Annotated in this window: 15 protein-coding genes and 1 tRNA gene; 13 read left to right on the forward strand and 3 right to left on the reverse strand. The window is 68.1% G+C overall.

What is annotated here, in order from left to right; genetic code table 11:
- The first annotated feature begins 118 nt into the window (after positions 1-118).
- From GH664_RS20140 to GH664_RS20160, 5 genes are read left to right on the forward strand one after another with little or no spacing between them, the layout of a single operon-like run.
- Positions 119-1,498 carry a pitrilysin family protein gene (locus tag GH664_RS20140; RefSeq protein ID WP_153169905.1) on the forward strand — a complete coding sequence of 460 codons (1,380 nt, stop codon included), beginning with the start codon at positions 119-121 and terminating at the stop codon, positions 1,496-1,498.
- Between the two features lie 40 nt (positions 1,499-1,538).
- Positions 1,539-2,945 (forward strand): pitrilysin family protein, encoded by a 1,407-nt coding sequence (locus tag GH664_RS20145; protein ID WP_153169906.1) that lies wholly within the window; start codon positions 1,539-1,541, stop codon positions 2,943-2,945.
- A gap of 7 nt (positions 2,946-2,952) precedes the next feature.
- On the forward strand, positions 2,953-3,492 hold the full coding sequence (rsmD, locus tag GH664_RS20150; RefSeq protein ID WP_153169907.1) for a 16S rRNA (guanine(966)-N(2))-methyltransferase RsmD: 540 nt from the start codon (positions 2,953-2,955) through the stop codon (positions 3,490-3,492).
- Positions 3,489-3,980, forward strand: coding sequence for a pantetheine-phosphate adenylyltransferase (coaD, locus tag GH664_RS20155; RefSeq protein ID WP_153169908.1), 492 nt, complete (start codon positions 3,489-3,491; stop codon positions 3,978-3,980). The genes rsmD and coaD overlap by 4 nt, the downstream gene beginning before the upstream one ends.
- A 32-nt stretch (positions 3,981-4,012) precedes the next feature.
- Complete coding sequence (locus GH664_RS20160; protein WP_153169909.1) at positions 4,013-4,264, forward strand: YfhL family 4Fe-4S dicluster ferredoxin; 252 nt, start codon at positions 4,013-4,015, stop codon at positions 4,262-4,264.
- An 87-nt stretch (positions 4,265-4,351) separates the two neighbouring features.
- Here the strand turns inward: GH664_RS20160 and GH664_RS20165 are convergent, their stop codons facing one another.
- Both GH664_RS20165 and mutM read right to left on the reverse strand, forming a co-directional pair.
- A complete protein-coding gene (locus tag GH664_RS20165) occupies positions 4,352-6,325 on the reverse strand; it encodes a dynamin family protein (protein WP_228111640.1) in 1,974 nt (657 codons plus the stop codon).
- A 172-nt stretch (positions 6,326-6,497) separates the two neighbouring features.
- Entirely contained in the window at positions 6,498-7,316 is an 819-nt protein-coding gene (gene mutM, locus GH664_RS20170) for a bifunctional DNA-formamidopyrimidine glycosylase/DNA-(apurinic or apyrimidinic site) lyase (protein ID WP_153169910.1), read from the reverse strand.
- Between the two features lie 217 nt (positions 7,317-7,533).
- Between mutM and GH664_RS20175 the strand changes: the two genes are divergently transcribed.
- From GH664_RS20175 to pth, 7 genes are all read left to right on the forward strand, one after another.
- Positions 7,534-9,243, forward strand: a complete 1,710-nt coding sequence (locus GH664_RS20175; protein WP_153169911.1) for a tetratricopeptide repeat protein — start codon at positions 7,534-7,536, stop codon at positions 9,241-9,243.
- Entirely contained in the window at positions 9,240-9,851 is a 612-nt protein-coding gene (gene lolB, locus GH664_RS20180) for a lipoprotein insertase outer membrane protein LolB (RefSeq protein WP_153169912.1), read from the forward strand. Before GH664_RS20175 ends, lolB begins: the two co-directional genes overlap by 4 nt.
- An 8-nt stretch (positions 9,852-9,859) precedes the next feature.
- Positions 9,860-10,750: a 4-(cytidine 5'-diphospho)-2-C-methyl-D-erythritol kinase gene (gene ispE / locus GH664_RS20185; RefSeq protein WP_153169913.1), complete on the forward strand. Its 891-nt coding sequence runs from the start codon at positions 9,860-9,862 to the stop codon at positions 10,748-10,750.
- A gap of 46 nt (positions 10,751-10,796) precedes the next feature.
- Positions 10,797-10,873, forward strand: a tRNA-Gln gene (locus GH664_RS20190).
- A gap of 86 nt (positions 10,874-10,959) precedes the next feature.
- A complete protein-coding gene (locus GH664_RS20195; RefSeq protein WP_153169914.1) occupies positions 10,960-11,910 on the forward strand; it encodes a ribose-phosphate pyrophosphokinase in 951 nt (316 codons plus the stop codon).
- An 87-nt stretch (positions 11,911-11,997) separates the two neighbouring features.
- Positions 11,998-12,603 carry a 50S ribosomal protein L25/general stress protein Ctc gene (locus GH664_RS20200; RefSeq protein WP_153169915.1) on the forward strand — a complete coding sequence of 202 codons (606 nt, stop codon included), beginning with the start codon at positions 11,998-12,000 and terminating at the stop codon, positions 12,601-12,603.
- Positions 12,604-12,644: 41 nt separating this feature from the next.
- Positions 12,645-13,292 (forward strand): aminoacyl-tRNA hydrolase, encoded by a 648-nt coding sequence (gene pth / locus GH664_RS20205; RefSeq protein WP_153169916.1) that lies wholly within the window; start codon positions 12,645-12,647, stop codon positions 13,290-13,292.
- A 13-nt stretch (positions 13,293-13,305) separates the two neighbouring features.
- On the opposite strand, the gene GH664_RS20210 is transcribed toward pth, so the two are convergent.
- On the reverse strand, positions 13,306-14,175 hold the full coding sequence (locus GH664_RS20210; RefSeq protein ID WP_153169917.1) for a phosphorylase: 870 nt from the start codon (positions 14,173-14,175) through the stop codon (positions 13,306-13,308).
- 191 nt (positions 14,176-14,366) lie between these two features.
- On the opposite strand from GH664_RS20210, the gene ychF reads away from it, so the two are divergent.
- The gene (gene ychF / locus GH664_RS20215) at positions 14,367-15,458 is read left to right on the forward strand and encodes a redox-regulated ATPase YchF (protein WP_153169918.1); all 1,092 of its coding nucleotides are present in this window, start codon (positions 14,367-14,369) and stop codon (positions 15,456-15,458) included.
- The last annotated feature ends 106 nt before the right edge of the window (positions 15,459-15,564 follow it).

Here is a 15,564-nt window from a genome sequence, read left to right on the forward strand (position 1 = left end):
GCCGGGGCCGTGGGCACCCGATCCCGATCACGTTAAGATGCGGCTCCGCATCGCGCCGGCCATCAGCCGCCAGCCCCTGCGAAGTGCCGCGGATTTTATCAGATGCAGGACATCCCCCATGTTTCGCCAGACCTATAGACAAGCCTTCGGCCGCGCGTTGCTGATCGGCGCGACGGCGTGCGCTGCCACGACCGCACAAGCCAACCCTTTCGAGACGACCCTGCCGAACGGCATGAAGCTGATCGTCAAGGAGGACCACCGTGCGCCGTCCGCGGTGCACATGGTGTGGTATCGCAGCGGCTCCATGGACGAGGCCGAGGGCGTGTCGGGCGTCGCCCACGTGCTCGAGCACATGATGTTCAAGGGCACGAAGAAGGTCGGCCCCGGCGAATTCAACAAGCGCGTGGCCGCCATCGGCGGACGTGACAACGCCTTCACCACCAAGGACTACACCGCCTATTTCCAGCAGGTGCCGCCGCAGCGACTGGGCGAGATGATGGCGCTGGAAGCCGACCGCATGAAGAACCTCGTCATCTCGGACGACCAGTTCCGGCGCGAACTCGAAGTCGTCAAGGAGGAACGCCGGCTGCGCACCGACGACCAGCCGCGCTCGCTGGTGTATGAGCAGATCGCCGCCACCGCCTTCCAGGCCCACCCATACCGCCGCCCGGTGATCGGCTGGATGACCGACCTCGACACCATGCGCCCGCAGGATGCGCGCGACTGGTACCGGCGCTGGTACACGCCCAACAACGCCTATCTGGTGGTCGTGGGCGACGTCGACCACAAGGCGGTGTTCCGCATGGCGGCCGAGCATTACGGCAGGATCTCCACGCAGGAACTGCCGGCGCGCCGCGTATCGGCCGAACCCGAACAGCTCGGCCCGCGCGAGACGGTGGTGAAAGGCCCCGCCGAACTGCCCTACCTGGCGCTGGCCTGGCACGTGCCGGCGCTGCGCAACCCGGCCTCGGACCGCGATCCCTACGCGTTGCAGATGCTGGCCGCGGTGCTCGACGGCTACGACGGTGCACGCCTCAGCCGCCGTCTGGTGCGCGACGCGCGGCTGGCAGTGTCGGCCGGCGCCAGTTACGACGGCTCCGGCCGCGGCCCGTCGCTGTTCTATCTCGACGGCGTGCCCGCGCCGGGCAAGACCGTCGCCGAGCTTGAAGGCGCGCTGCGTGCTGAACTGCAGCGCATCCGCGACGACGGCGTGAGCGAAGCCGAACTCGCCCGGGTGAAGGCCCAGGCCGTCGCATCGCGCGTGTACAAGCGCGACTCGCTGATGGGCCAGGCGATGGAGATCGGCTACCTGGAATCGGCCGGCCTGTCGTGGCGCGACGAGGATCGCCTGCTGGAAGGCCTGCGCGCGGTCACCGCGGATGAGGTGCAGGCGGTGGCGAAGCGCTACTTCGGCGACGACAGCCTCACCGTCGCGCGACTCGAGCCACAGCCGGCAACGGCCACCCGCCCCCGCCCGGCCCAGCCGCTGCGCCACTAGCAGGCCGCCCGCCGTTTGCTGAACCGGATACCGAATCACCATGACCCAGAAACTGACTTTCCGCCTGACCCGCTTCCATGCCGGCACGCTCCTTCAGGGCCTGTTGCTCACCGTCGCGCTCGCCCTGCTGCCCTCGCTTGCGCGGGCGAACCCGCACATCGAGGCATGGACCGCGCCCACCGGGGCACGCGTGCTGTTCGTCGAAAGCCATGCCCTGCCCATCGTCGACATCCAGATCGACTTCGCCGCCGGCAGCGCACGCGAGCCGGCGGACAAGGCCGGGCTTGCCGGCCTGACGCGCAGCCTGCTCGAGGCCGGAGCAGGCGCGCTCGACGAACAGGCGATCGCCGACCGCAGCGCCGACATCGGCGCGCAGATCGGCGGCGGCACCGACGATGATCGCACCAACCTCAATGTGCGCAGCCTGTCCTCCGAGGCGGAGCGCGACGCCGCAATCGAGCTCGCGGCCACGCTGCTGGCGCAGCCGACCTTCCCCGCCCAGGTCCTGGAACGCGAGCGCGCACGCGCGATCGCCGGCCTCAAGGAGGCGCTCACCAAACCGGCGACGCTGGCGGAGCGGCGCTTCACCGCGCTGAGCTATGCCGGCCACCCCTATGGCCAGCTCACCACGCCGGAGAGCCTCGCAGCGATCAGCCGCGACGACCTCGTCGCCTTTCATCGCCGGCACTACGGCGCGAGCAACGCCTCCATCGCCATCGTCGGCGATGTCGATCGTGCCACCGCGGAGCACATCGCCGTCCGCCTGACGAGCGGGCTGCCGCCGGGCGAAGCCGCCACCCCCCTGCCGCCGCCCGCGCAGCCGCGCGCCGAGCGCGTGCATGTGCCCAACCCTTCGGCGCAGGCCCACATCCTGGTGGGGCTGCCCGGCATGGCGCGCGAGGACGCCGACTACTTCCCGCTGCTGGTAGGCAACTACGTGCTGGGCGGCGGCGGCTTCGTGTCGCGGCTGACGCGAGAGGTGCGCGAGAAGCGCGGCTACGCCTACAGCGTGTACAGCTACTTCATGCCGCAGCAGGTTCCCGGCCCGTTCCAGATCGGGCTGCAGACCAAGGGCAGCCAGGCCGAGGATGCGCTTCGCGTGGTGAACGACACCCTGGCCGGGTTCATCGCCCGTGGCCCCAGCGCAGCGGAACTGCAGGCCGCCAGGGACAACCTCGTCAACGGCTTCGGCCTGCGCCTGGACTCCAACCGCAAGGTGCTCGACTACGTGGCCATGATCGGCTTCTACCGCCTGCCGCTGGACTGGCTCGACCGCTATCCGCGCAAGGTGGCGGCAGTCACCGCCGAGGAGGTGCGCGATGCCTTCGCACGCCGCGTGCGGCCGGAGCATCTCGTCACCGTGATCGCCGGTGGCGACGGCGATCGCGCGCAGGCCACGTCCGCCGCGCCGGCGGCTGCGCCCGCCGAGGCGCCTGCACGCGAATGAGGCGCCAATGAGCCGCGTCCGCATCGTCGGCGGCGAGTGGCGCTCGCGACTGCTCGACGTTGCCAGCGTGCCCGGCCTGCGGCCCACGCCCGACCGGGTGCGCGAAACGCTGTTCAACTGGCTCGGCCAGGAACTCGACGGCCTGCGCTGCCTCGACCTCTTCGCCGGCACCGGAATCCTGGGCTTCGAGGCCGCCTCGCGCGGCGCCTCCGAGGTCGTGCTGGTCGAGCGCGACCCCCACGCGCTCGACGCACTGCACAAGGCCGCAAAGACCCTACAGGCGGCGCAAGTAGAGATCGTGCGCGGCGATGCGGTAAGATTCCTCCAAACTACCCATCGCAAGTTCGATGTGGTCTTCCTCGACCCCCCTTACAGGCAGGGCTGGATCGAGCGCGTGAGCCCCCTGATCGATCGGGTCCTGGAGCCCGATGGCTGGCTCTACCTCGAGTCGGAGGCGCCTCTGACTCAGCTGGGCCGCTGGCAGGTCGTCAGGCAGGGACACGCGGGACAGGTGCATTTCCATCTTCTGCGTGGGAGGCAGGAATGAGGGAAGGTGTAGCAATCTACCCGGGAACGTTCGACCCGTTCACCCGCGGCCACGAGGATCTCGTGCGCCGCGCCGCACGGTTGTTCGACCGGGTGGTTGTGGGCGTGGCGACAAGCAGCGGGAAGAACCCGATCTTCTCGCTGGAAGAGCGGGTGGACATCGCGCGCGAGGTCACGGCGCCGATTCCCAATGTGACGGTGGTCGGCTTCGACGGGCTGCTGATGGACTTCCTGTCGTCGCAGAACGCGCGCCTGATCCTGCGCGGCCTGCGCGCCGTCTCGGACTTCGAGTACGAATTCCAGATGGCGGGCATGAACCGCAAGCTCTTCCCCGACGTCGAAACGGTGTTCCTGACGCCGGCCGACGAGTTCATGTTCATTTCCGCAACGATGGTGCGGGAAATCGCCCGCCTCGGCGGCGATGTCAGCAAGTTCGTGCATCCATCGGTGCTTGCGCGCCTGCACGACAAGGTCAACCACCGCAAGTAATTGCAAAAGCGAAAGGCAAGGAAGCGAAAACCATGGCTCTGATGATTACCGACGAATGCATCAACTGCGACGTCTGCGAACCGGAGTGCCCCAACGGCGCCATTTCCCAGGGCGACGAAATCTACGAGATCGACCCGAACAAGTGCACCGAGTGCGTCGGCCACTTCGACGAGCCGCAATGCCAGCAGGTGTGCCCGGTCGACTGTATCCCGCTCGACCCCAACCACAAGGAAGACAAGGAACAGCTCATGGAGAAGTTCCTCAAGCTGACCGGCAAGGCCTGACCCCGCGGCAGGCCCCGCCAGATGACGAAAGGCCGGCGATCGCCGGCCTTTCTGACTTACGACTTACGCGCGAGCTTCGCCAGGCACTCAGGCCGCACGGGCCTGCTGCGGGGCCTCGCTCGCGGCGACGCCCAGCGCCGCACGGATGCCCTCCTCCAGCGCGTCGAGCTCGGCGATCAGCGCCAGCACTGCCTCTTCGCCCTGTTTCAGCTCCTCGACGCGGTCTTCCAGCGTGTCGGTGGCCTGGTGGATGCGCTTGACGCTCTCGAGCCGGCGCTTGAGCTGGATCTGGTACTCGCGCACCTGCGTCTCCAGCGGTGACATCACCGCGCGCAGCCATTGTTCGATGTCGCGATTGGCCACCTCGAAGGTCTGTCGCGCCTGCACCGCGATGGTTTCGAAGAACTTCTGCGTCAGCGCGTGCTTCTCGGTGGTGACGAGGGTCAGCGCGGTGTTGATCTGGCGGTTGAAGGCCGCTTCCAGGCGGTCGATTTCCTTTTCGTAGCGCAGCGTCGAGAAGCCGACCGGAGAAGCGAGCTTGAGCCCGTGCTCGATCGCGAAGCGCCTGTACATCGCGTCCAGCATGCGGGTGATCTCGCCGATCTCGTCGGTGGAGCGGCGCAAGTTGTCGCGCAGGTGGGTGAAGAATCCTTCCATCGCATCGCGCAGGCCCCTGGTGAAGGTCGAATCGAGCATCGCCTCGCGCGTGCGCCGCGTCTCGTCGCGCAGCGCATCCATGCCGATGTGCGCAAACAGGCTGTTGGTGAGGTCGGAGAACACCGAGCGCACCGCGTAGTACTTCTGCAGGCCCTGCTCGAATTCGTCCTTCTCGGTGCGGATCTTGCGCATCATGTATTCGATGACGCTCTGGTTCTTGCCGCGCAGGTCGGTGAGCTCCTGCAGTTGCTCGCGCAACCCGGACAGCCGCGCCTCCAGCAGCACCCGCGTCTGCCGCGCGACGTCGCGGGTTTCGCCCAGCGTGTCGTCGCGCACGATGTCCTGCTTGGTCGGCAGCAGGTCTTCGGTCAGCGCGCGCTCGAGTTCGGGCAGGCGGCTGCGCGCCAGCAGCGCGGCATCGTCATTGACGCGCGCGACGAGCCCCTTCTGTGCCGACACCGGGAACACCGTCGCGCGGTCGATCTCCAGCGTGTCCGACACGGCGCGCACCTGGCTGTCGATCTCTTCGCCGATCTGCTCGTCGTCGCGCAGGCCGTCCCACAGCCCGTCGATCTTGTTCAGCACCACCAGCCGTCCCTTGCGGCTGGCCTGGCCGGGATGGACGTATTCGCGCCATACCGCCAGATCGCTTTGCGTCACACCGGTATCGGCAGCGAGGATGAACAGCACGGCATGCGCATTGGGCAGCAACGACAGCGTCAGCTCGGGCTCCGCACCGATGGCGTTGAGGCCCGGCGTGTCGAGCACCACCAGCCCCTGCTCCAGCAGCGGATGCGGGAACTGCACCACCGCATGACGCCAGCTCGGGATCTCGACCTTGTCGTCGCTGCCCGGCTTGAGGCCGGTCTCGCCCTTGGGGTCGATCCTGAAACCAAGCTGCACGGCCTCGGCCTGCGTCACCCGCTCGGTGTCGCCAACGCGGGCGAGCGCCACCTGCAATTCGGTCGCCTCCAGCGAGCGCAGCGGAAACACATGCCACTCGTCGGCAAAACGCTTCAGCTCGCTGACCGGCGCCCGCAATGCGCGCGTGCGGATCGGCAGCAGGCGCACTTCGGGCTGCGCGTCGCGCGTCCATTGCAGCTCGGTAGGGCACATCGTGGTGCGACCCGCGCTCGAGGGCAGGATGCGGTCACGATAATTGGCGAAGAAGATCGCGTTGATCAGCTCCGACTTGCCGCGCGAGAACTCGGCGACGAAGGCGACGGTGAGCTTGTCGTCGCGCAGGCGTTCGAGCAGGTACTGCAGCCGCAGGTCGGCCTGCACGTCGCCCACCTCGTTGCGCGTGAGCCAGTTGCGCAGCCTTGCCACCGCATCGGCGGCGCCGCTGCGCCAGCGGCTGTAGGAAGAAAACTGGTCGGCCAGATTCACGATCGGAGCGTTCATTGCGCAGGCTACGGCAGGGTTGGGAACACGACGCGGCGGACGGGGCTCGCACCGGATACAGCGTCAGCATAGCCATGTTCGCGCTTGCCGGCCATGCTCGCCGCGCGCGCCGCGGACCGGCGGCGCCGAGCGTCCGACGAGCGCTCGCGACCGCCGCCGCGGCTCGATGCCCTCAGCCGCGCCGCTGGCAGTGCGGACAGAAATACGTCGCGCGCTGGCCGCTGACGACGCGGCGGACCGGACCAACGCAGATGCGGCAGGGCTCGCCGTCGCGGCCATAGACGAAATACTGCTGCTGGAAATAGCCCGGCTTGCCGTCGCCGCCGACGAAATCGCGCAACGTGCTGCCACCGGCGGCGATCGCCGCGCGCAGGGTTTCGCGCACCGCCTCGACGAGGCGCGCGCAACGCTGCGGCCCGAGCCTGCCGGCAGCCGTCATCGGGTGGATGCGGGCGCGGAACAGGCTCTCGGACGCGTAGATGTTGCCCACACCGACCACCCGCCGGCTGTCCATCAGCACGTGCTTGATCGGCGCGCGCAGCCCGCGCGTGACGCGGTGCAGCCAGGCCGCATCGAACTCGTCGCCGAGCGGCTCGGGACCAAGGTGCGCGAGCAGCGGATGCGCGTCCGCGTCGCCCGGCTGCCACACGACCATGCCGAAACGCCGCGGATCGCGCAGCCGCAGCGCAAGCTCGCCGAACACGAAGTCGACATGATCGTGCCTCCCCGGCGGCTGCGCAGCCGGCACCACGCGCAGGCTGCCCGACATGCCCAGGTGGACGATGACCACGCCGGCGCCGAAGTCGAACAGCAGGTACTTCGCGCGCCGCGACACGCCCTGCAGCCGCGCGCCGACGATGCGCGCCGGCAGATCCTCGGGCACCGGCTGGCGCAGGCGCGGGTTGCGCACCACCAGCGCGCTCAGCACCCGGCCCTCGGCGTGCGGACGCACCCCATTGCAGGTGGTTTCGACTTCGGGCAGCTCGGGCATGACGGTCCGGAACGAATGCAGGCGGCGGGGACGGGAGGCTGGACGCAAGCACCCCAGCCCAGCCACGCGAGCGCGGCTGGCTTGCAGGCGCAGCGTCAATCTGCCTAACATGAAGCGAACTGAATTCTAGTTCAGCCATCCAACGGCCGTCATCGCCCGGCCGGCTTGTCCGTCCAGACAAGCGATGCGCCTCGATCTCGTCCGCCGGACCGTATTCATGACTTTCAAGTTTGCCCGCTTTGCCCGCCGGACGGCTCTGGCCATCGCAATCGGCCTGGGCTCCGCCGCATCCATCGCCGCCGACAAGCCCAGGGCCGCAGACCCACTGCCCGCGCAGGAGCTCACGGCGCGCACGCTCTACGAGCTGTTGCTGGCCGAGATTGCAGGTGCGCGCGGCCAGATCAGTCTTTCCACCCAGCTCTACCTCGACCTCGCCCGCAATACGCGCGACCCGCGCATCGCCCGGCGCGCCACCGAGGTGGCGATGTTCGCGCGCAACCTCGAGGCGACGAGCCAGGCTGCACGGCTGTGGGCGGAAGTCGCGCCCGATTCCGCAGATGCGCGCCGCATCCTTTCGAGCATGTCGGCCGGCACCAATGGCAGCCTGGAAGAAGTCCAGGCACAGCTCGCGCGCGCCCTCGCCTCGCACCCCGAGCGCCTCGCGCAGAACCTGCTGAGTCTCAATCGCGCGCTGGCGCGCATCGACGACAAGCAGGCGGTGCAGGCGATGATCAACCGCCTGACCGACCCCTACCTCGATCTGCCGGAGGCACATTTCGCGCGCGCCCAGGCTGCGATGGTCGCGCAGGACCCGATGGAAGCGGCAGCAGCGCTCGACACCGCGCTCGGGCTGCGCCCCGACTGGGAGCCTGCCATCCTGTTCAAGGCGCAGGTGCTGCAGCACAGCGGCGCAGCAGAGGAGGCGCTGCGGCAGATCGAATCGGCGCTCGCACGCCATCCCGAGAGCCGCAACCTGCAGGTGGCGCGCGCCCGCGCCTTGGTGGGCGTCAAGCGCTACGAGGAGGCCCGCGCCGAATTCCGCCGCCTGCTCGAAGCTGCGCCGAACGACGGCGATCTGCTGTTCGCCGCGGGCCTGTTGTCGGAGCAGCTCAACGACACGGCCGACGCCGAGGCGCAATTCACCCGCGCGCTCGCTGCCGGCCACGCCGAACAGGACTTGATCCGCCTGCACCTGGGGCAGCTCGCCGAGGGCCGCGGTGATGGCACCACCGCGCGCAAGTGGCTCGATGAGGTGCGCTCGCCCGAACACCGCGCGGAAGCGGTGATCCGCAGCGCACAGAGCCTCGCCCGCGAGGGCCGCATCGACGAGGCGCGCCAGCGCCTGAAAGACGAGCAAGGCGACGGAGCCACCCGGCGGCGCTACGTGCTCGCCGAAGCCCAGTTGCTGCGCGACGCCGAGCGTCCCGCGGAGGCGCTGGAAGTGGTGGACGCCGCGCTGCGCGGCTCGCCCGACGATGTGGACCTGCTCTACGAGGCGGCGATGCTGGCCGAACGCCTCGACCGCATCAAGGTGATGGAAGCCCGCCTGCGCCGCGTGATCACGCTCAAGCCCGACCATGCCCACGCCTTCAACGCGCTTGGCTACTCGCTGGCCGACCGCGGCCTGCGGCTGAAGGAGGCCGAATCCCTGATCACACGCGCGCTGGAGCTGTCGCCCGACGATCCCTTCATCCTCGACAGCATGGGTTGGGTGCGCTTTCGCCGCGGCGACGGCGCCGGGGCGCTGGGCCATCTCGAGCGCGCCTATCGCATGCGCCAGGACCCCGAGATCGCCGCCCACCTCGGCGAGGTGTTGTGGAGCCTGCGCCGGCGTGACGAAGCCAGCCGCCTGTTCGACGAGGCGCTCGCCGCCCATCCGGACAACAAGCAGCTTCGCGACACCGTGCGGCGCCTGCGCAGCCGATGAGGGCAGCCATCCAGAGGACGCCGGGCCGACTGCGCGCCGACGCGCTTCGGCTGCTCGCCGCGCTGCTGGCCGCGGCCACGCTGTCGGCCTGTGCGCCGCTGCAACCGTCCCACGCTCCGGTCGCGGAACGCCATGCGGCAACGGCCTTCGAACTCGAAGGCCGCATGTCGGCCAGCGACGGCAGCCGCGCCGCGAGCGGCCGTGTCGAATGGCAGCACGCGCCTGCCTCCGACACCTGGACGGTGTTCACCCCGCTCGGCCAGATCGCCGCGCGCCTGCAAAGCGATGCCGGCGGCGCCCGACTGACCGATGCCAACGGCCAGTCGCTCGATGCCTCCCACGCCGACGCCCTGCTGCCCCAGGTGCTGGGCGTGGAAGTGCCGGTCGCCCGACTCCCCGACTGGGTGCAGGCGACGCCCGCCGACGGCGCGGAAGTTCGCGGCCGCGACGCGGTCGGCCGCCCCGCGCTGGTGATCGACCAGGGCTGGCGCATCGACTACCTCGAGTACGCGGGCCCCGGCGCGGAAGCGCCCCCCGCGCGCATCGACATCTCGCGTGGCGACGCACGCATCCGCCTGATCGTCGACACCTGGACGCCACTGCCCTGAACACGCGCGTGAGCCACGCTTCCCTCCCCCACCCCCTTGCCCCGCCGCGCACCGACCTTTCCGGTCGGCTCGCGAGCTGCCCCGCGCCGGCCAAGATCAACCTCTTCCTGCACGTGGTCGGCCGCCGCGCCGACGGCTACCACCTGCTGCAAACCGCGTTCCGCCTGCTCGACTGGGGCGACACGCTGGATTTTGCGCGGCGCGAGGACGGCATCCTGCATCGGGTGAACGACGTCGCGGGCGTGCCGGAGGCGGACGATCTCGTCATCCGTGCGGCGCGCCTGCTGCAGCAGGCCAGCGGCACCCGCCTGGGTGCAGACATCACACTGCACAAGGTGCTGCCAATGGGTGGCGGCATCGGCGGCGGCAGCTCCGACGCCGCCACCACGCTGATCGCACTCAACCGCCTGTGGAACACTGGCCTGTCGCGCACCGAGCTGCAGGCGCTGGGCCTGCAACTGGGCGCCGACGTCCCAGTCTTCATCTTCGGCCAGGATGCCTTCGCCGAAGGCGTTGGCGAGGCGCTGCAGCCCCTGGCACTGCCGCCAGCCTGCTATGTGATCCTCTTTCCACGCGTCGGCGTGCCCACCGCTGAAATTTTTCGCGCGCCGGAGTTGACGCGAAACACGACACCCATCAAAATAGCGGACTTCGTTACGAGCGCGACACGAAACGATCTGCAGCCAGTGGCGTGCAGCCGTTTTCCTGAAGTCAAGCGCGTGATCGACTGGCTTGCGCATCATGCGCCGGCGCGGATGACAGGCTCGGGCGCCTGCGTCTTTGCGGAAATTGCATCGGAAGCCGATGCCGACCGCATCGTCGAAAGCTGTCCGGCAGTCTGGCAGGCCTGGAAAGTTCGCAGTCTGGCTCGCCATCCGCTGTACGAATGGTTACAATAGCGGCCGTTCTCGGATCGACACGCAAACGATAGCGAAAAAGGTTTCTTGGGGAGTCGCCAAGTCGGTTAAGGCACCGGATTTTGATTCCGGCATTCGAGGGTTCGAATCCTTCCTCCCCAGCCATACAACGACGGGCAGGCCCAGGTTTTTCCCGGAGCCTGCCCGAATCGTTTCTGCGCGATGATTCTTACGGCATCGGAGTAGCGGTAATGCCCCACGGCAGCCTGATGGTCTTCACCGGCAACGCCAACCCCAAGCTCGGCGCGGATGTCGCGCGGCGTCTGGGGATTTCACTCGGAGCCGCCACCGTCGGCCGCTTCTCGGATGGCGAGGTCAACGTCGAACTGCTCGAGAATGTCCGCGGCAAGGACGTCTTCGTGCTGCAGCCCACCTGTTCTCCCACCAACGAGAACCTGATGGAGCTGCTGATCATGGTCGACGCGCTCAAGCGCGCCTCGGCCGGCCGCATCACCGCCGCGATGCCCTACTTCGGCTACGCGCGCCAGGATCGCCGGCCGCGCTCGGCCCGCGTCCCCATCACCGCCAAGGTCGTCGCCAACATGCTGCAGGCTGCTGGCGTCCAGCGCCTGCTGACGATGGACCTGCACGCCGACCAGATCCAGGGCTTCTTCGACATCCCGGTCGATAACGTCTATGCCGCGCCGGTGCTGCTGGCCGACCTCGACAAGCAGAAATACGACAAGCTGCTGGTGGTGTCGCCTGACGTCGGCGGCGTGGTGCGTGCCCGCGCGTTCGCCAAGCGCATGGAGTGCGACCTGGCGATCATCGACAAGCGCCGCCCCAAGGCCAACGTGTCCGAGGTGATGAACATCATCGGCGAAGTCGAAGGCCGCACCTGCGTGATCATGGACGACATCGTCGACACCGCCGGCACGCTGTGCAAGGCCGCCGCCGCGCTGAAGGAACACGGCGCCAAGCGTGTGCTGTCGTACTGCACGCATGCGGTGCTGTCAGGCGCCGCCGTGTCGCGCATCAACGATTCGGAGCTCGACGAGCTGGTCGTCACCGACACCATCCCGCTGCGCGAGGAAATGCGCGCCTGCAGTCGCATCCGCCAGGTCTCGGTCGCCTCGCTGCTCGCGGACACCATCCTGCGCATCAGCAACGAGGAGTCGGTGTCCTCGCTGTTCATGGAATAAGTTTCAGCCCGTGGCCGCCTCGCGCGGCCGCGGGCCTTACCCCCTCCGCCTGGTCGCGGGCGGAGTCTTCAACTCAGGAGCAACACAATGCAGATCGAATTCAAGGCCACCAAGCGTGACGCTCAGGGTACGGGTGCGAGCCGCCGCCTGCGTCGCGCCGGCCAGCTTCCGGGCATCGTCTATGGCGGTGCGGGCGATGCCCTGCCGGTGCAGATGGACCACAACGAGCTCTACCACCTGCTGCGCAAGGAAGCCTTCCACTCGTCCGTGCTGACCATCGACGTCGATGGCAACAAGCAGACCGTGGTCCTGCGCGACACCCAGTGGCACCCGTTCAAGCAGCAGGTGCTGCACATCGACTTCCAGCGCATCGACGCCAACGAGAAGATGCACCTGAAGGTGCCGCTGCACTTCGTCAATGGCGACGCGTCGCCGGCCGTCAAGCTGGGCGGCTGCATGATCGCCCACCCGATCAACGAGATCGACATCCAGTGCCTGCCGGCCAACCTGCCCGAGTTCATCGAGGTCGACCTGTCCGCACTGCAGGCCGGTGAGACCATCCACATGTCGCAGCTCAAGCTGCCGGCCGGCGTCGAGATCGTCCACCATGGCGAAGGTGACCCGGTCGTGGCCAACGCCACCGTCGCCAAGGGCGGCGCGGCCGAAGCCGAAGAAGGCGAAGCGGCGGCCTGAGTCCGTCCGCCTGCCCCACGGATGCCCGGGATCGACACACGATGAGCTCCGCGCCTGCGCGTCCGCCTCGTCTCATTGTCGGCCTGGGCAATCCGGGGGCCGAATATTCCGAAACCCGGCACAACGCCGGGTTTTGGTTTTGTGAGCGGCTCGCCGACAAGCTCGGCGCGCGCTTCTCGCACGAATCCCGCTTCCACGGCCTGGTTGCCAATGCGCGCGAAGCCGGTGTGTGGCTGCTGATGCCACAGACCTTCATGAACCGCTCCGGCCAGGCGATCGGCGCGCTGGCGCGCTTCTACCGCATCGAGCCGTCCGAGATCCTCGTCGTGCATGACGAGCTCGACATCCCGCCCGGCCAGTTGCGCCTGAAATTCGGCGGCGGGCTCGGCGGCCACAACGGGCTGAAGGACACCTCGGCCCACCTCAACACCCACGACTACTGGCGCCTGCGCATCGGCATCGGCCATCCGGGCGACCGCAACGAAGTCGTCAACTTCGTCCTGAAACCGCCACGGCGCGAGGAGCTGGCGCTGATCGACGAAGCCATCGACAAGGCCCTCGCCGCCTGGCCGCTGATGGCCCGCGGCGAGCTCAACACCGTCGCCACCCGGCTCAATGCCCGTCCGGCGCCACCCAAGCCTCCCAGACCGCAGAAGCCGGCACCGTCGGCGGACGGCACCGGCTGCTAAAGGCCAGCGCGCCTCAACAGCCCACAGCCGCCAGCGCCTGCAGCGGGCCGACGCGGCGAATCGACTCGATCTGCTCGCGTTGCCGGGTGTACAGCGTGCCGCCGTAACAGATCGCGCTGATCGAAATCCCCTCGAAACATTCCTGGCTGCGCGGAATCATCATCAGCCAGCCATCCCCCGCCAGCAGGTTGCACGGCGGCAGCAATCCGTCTGCCCCCGGGAACAACCCCAGCTCGTCGCACGCACAGCGATAGCCGGCGAACAGGCTGTCGGCCGCTTCGTCCACCCCCACGCCACGCCCGCAGCGGACGCGGATGAAGACATGTTTCATCGGCAAGGCCGGATGGCGTGCCACACCCTGTTCGGGCAGGCCAGCCGGCAGGCCGGCGCCGAACAGCTGCAGGCTGGCGTTGCCTTCTGCCTCCGGCAGCCACTGCACATGCTTGTGGCGCTGGCTCGCGCCCGCGGCCGTTCCACCGTTGTACAAGCCGAGGCCTCCCGCCTCGGCCATGATCGTCGCCAGCGCGGCAAAATCACTCCGCGCCAGCGGCACCAGTTGCTCCTCGAACGCGCGGCGGGCAAGCACCAGATGGCGGTCGCTCAGGGGAAACTTGTTCAGGATCACGACATGCGCGTCCCCCAGCAGGCCCACCGTCAGCTCGGGATCGGGATTGAGGAAAGGATTGAAGTTCGGGTCGCGCGGACCACCCGGGATTGCCACCTTGGCCGCATCCTTCACCGCGAGCGATGACACCCAGCGTACGGTGAAGCCGATGCCCGCGTCCTCCATTTCGGTCTGCTCGGCCTGCACCGGCTGCAGCGCCCCCGACGCTCGTGCCTGCGCGCTGCGCGCGTCGACGGCCTCCATCCAGCTTTCCTTCATGTCTCCACCTCTGCAGATCGTGTTCACGCAAATGCGTGATCGGGATTGTAGGCCGGCAGCATGCGTTTTGACCCGTCCCCCAGCCCCGCTTTTGGAAGCATGAGCCAACACGCTACAATTCAGGGTTTTCCACACCGGATCAAGGCAATAGCGCGCTCGCGCAATACCTCGCCGGAACGACAAGGATACTCATGAGCCTGAAATGCGGAATCGTCGGCCTGCCCAACGTCGGCAAGTCGACCCTATTCAACGCCCTAACCAAGGCCGGCATCCAGGCCGAGAACTACCCCTTCTGCACCATCGAGCCCAATGTCGGCATCGTCGAGGTGCCGGATCAGCGCCTCGCCGCGCTGTCCGAGATCGTCAAGCCGCAGAAGATCCAGCCTGCCATCGTCGAGTTCGTCGACATCGCCGGCCTGGTCGCCGGCGCCTCCAAGGGCGAAGGCCTGGGCAACCAGTTCCTCGCCAACATCCGCGAGACCGACGCCATCGTGCACGTGGTGCGCTGCTTCGCCGACGACAACGTGATCCACGTCTCCGGCAGCGTCGATCCGATCCGCGACATCGAGGTCATCGATACCGAGCTCGCGCTCGCCGACCTCGCCACGGTGGAAAAGGCGATCAACCGCTACAAGCGCCCCGCCGCCTCCGGCGACAAGGAAGCCAAGATCCTCGTCGCGGTGCTCGAGAAATGCTTCGCCCAGCTCGACCAGGGCAAGGCGGTGCGCGCGCTCGACCTCTCCAAGGAAGAATGGGCCGCGCTGAAGCCCTTCTGCCTGATCACCGCCAAGCCGGTGCTGTACGCCGCCAACGTCGCCGAGGACGGCTTCGAGAACAATCCGCACCTGGATGCGGTGCGCGCCCACGCCGCCGCCGAGGGCGCCGAGGTGGTCGCGCTGTGCGCCGCGATCGAAGCCGAGATAGCCGACCTCGACGACGCCGACAAGAAGGACTTCCTCGCATCCATGGGCCTCGAAGAGCCCGGTCTCGACCGCCTGATCCGTGCCGGCTACAAGCTGCTCGGCCTGCAGACCTACTTCACCGCCGGCGTGAAGGAAGTGCGCGCATGGACCATCCACGTCGGCGACACCGCGCCGCAGGCCGCCGGCGTGATCCACACCGACTTCGAACGCGGCTTCATCCGCGCCCAGACCATCGCCTACGAGGACTTCATCCAGTACAAGGGCGAAGCCGGCGCCAAGGAAGCGGGCAAGATGAGGGCGGAAGGCAAGGAGTACGTGGTGAAGGATGGGGACGTGATGAACTTCCTGTTCAACGTCTGAGCGACGCGTCCCCCTCCCTCCGCGAAGCCCCGCCCTGTGCGGGGCTTCTGTTTTTCGCCCACCCCTGGGGGAGCGGATAGCTCGACGGCGCGCCAACGGCGGCCCC

Source organism: Thauera sp. 2A1 (genome assembly GCF_009469595.2).
Lineage (GTDB): Bacteria > Pseudomonadota > Gammaproteobacteria > Burkholderiales > Rhodocyclaceae > Thauera.

What these genes read in the sequence shown, in the direction of transcription:
- GH664_RS20140 (WP_153169905.1), top strand. Translation starts at nt 119, where the DNA reads ATGTTTCGCCAGACCTATAGACAAGCCTTCGGCCGCGCGTTGCTGATC.
- GH664_RS20145 (WP_153169906.1), top strand. Translation starts at nt 1,539, where the DNA reads ATGACCCAGAAACTGACTTTCCGCCTGACCCGCTTCCATGCCGGCACG.
- rsmD (WP_153169907.1), top strand. Translation starts at nt 2,953, where the DNA reads ATGAGCCGCGTCCGCATCGTCGGCGGCGAGTGGCGCTCGCGACTGCTC.
- coaD (WP_153169908.1), top strand. Translation starts at nt 3,489, where the DNA reads ATGAGGGAAGGTGTAGCAATCTACCCGGGAACGTTCGACCCGTTCACC.
- GH664_RS20160 (WP_153169909.1), top strand. Translation starts at nt 4,013, where the DNA reads ATGGCTCTGATGATTACCGACGAATGCATCAACTGCGACGTCTGCGAA.
- GH664_RS20165 (WP_228111640.1), bottom strand. Translation starts at nt 6,325, where the DNA reads ATGAACGCTCCGATCGTGAATCTGGCCGACCAGTTTTCTTCCTACAGC.
- mutM (WP_153169910.1), bottom strand. Translation starts at nt 7,316, where the DNA reads ATGCCCGAGCTGCCCGAAGTCGAAACCACCTGCAATGGGGTGCGTCCG.
- GH664_RS20175 (WP_153169911.1), top strand. Translation starts at nt 7,534, where the DNA reads ATGACTTTCAAGTTTGCCCGCTTTGCCCGCCGGACGGCTCTGGCCATC.
- lolB (WP_153169912.1), top strand. Translation starts at nt 9,240, where the DNA reads ATGAGGGCAGCCATCCAGAGGACGCCGGGCCGACTGCGCGCCGACGCG.
- GH664_RS20195 (WP_153169914.1), top strand. Translation starts at nt 10,960, where the DNA reads ATGCCCCACGGCAGCCTGATGGTCTTCACCGGCAACGCCAACCCCAAG.
- GH664_RS20200 (WP_153169915.1), top strand. Translation starts at nt 11,998, where the DNA reads ATGCAGATCGAATTCAAGGCCACCAAGCGTGACGCTCAGGGTACGGGT.
- pth (WP_153169916.1), top strand. Translation starts at nt 12,645, where the DNA reads ATGAGCTCCGCGCCTGCGCGTCCGCCTCGTCTCATTGTCGGCCTGGGC.
- GH664_RS20210 (WP_153169917.1), bottom strand. Translation starts at nt 14,175, where the DNA reads ATGAAGGAAAGCTGGATGGAGGCCGTCGACGCGCGCAGCGCGCAGGCA.
- ychF (WP_153169918.1), top strand. Translation starts at nt 14,367, where the DNA reads ATGAGCCTGAAATGCGGAATCGTCGGCCTGCCCAACGTCGGCAAGTCG.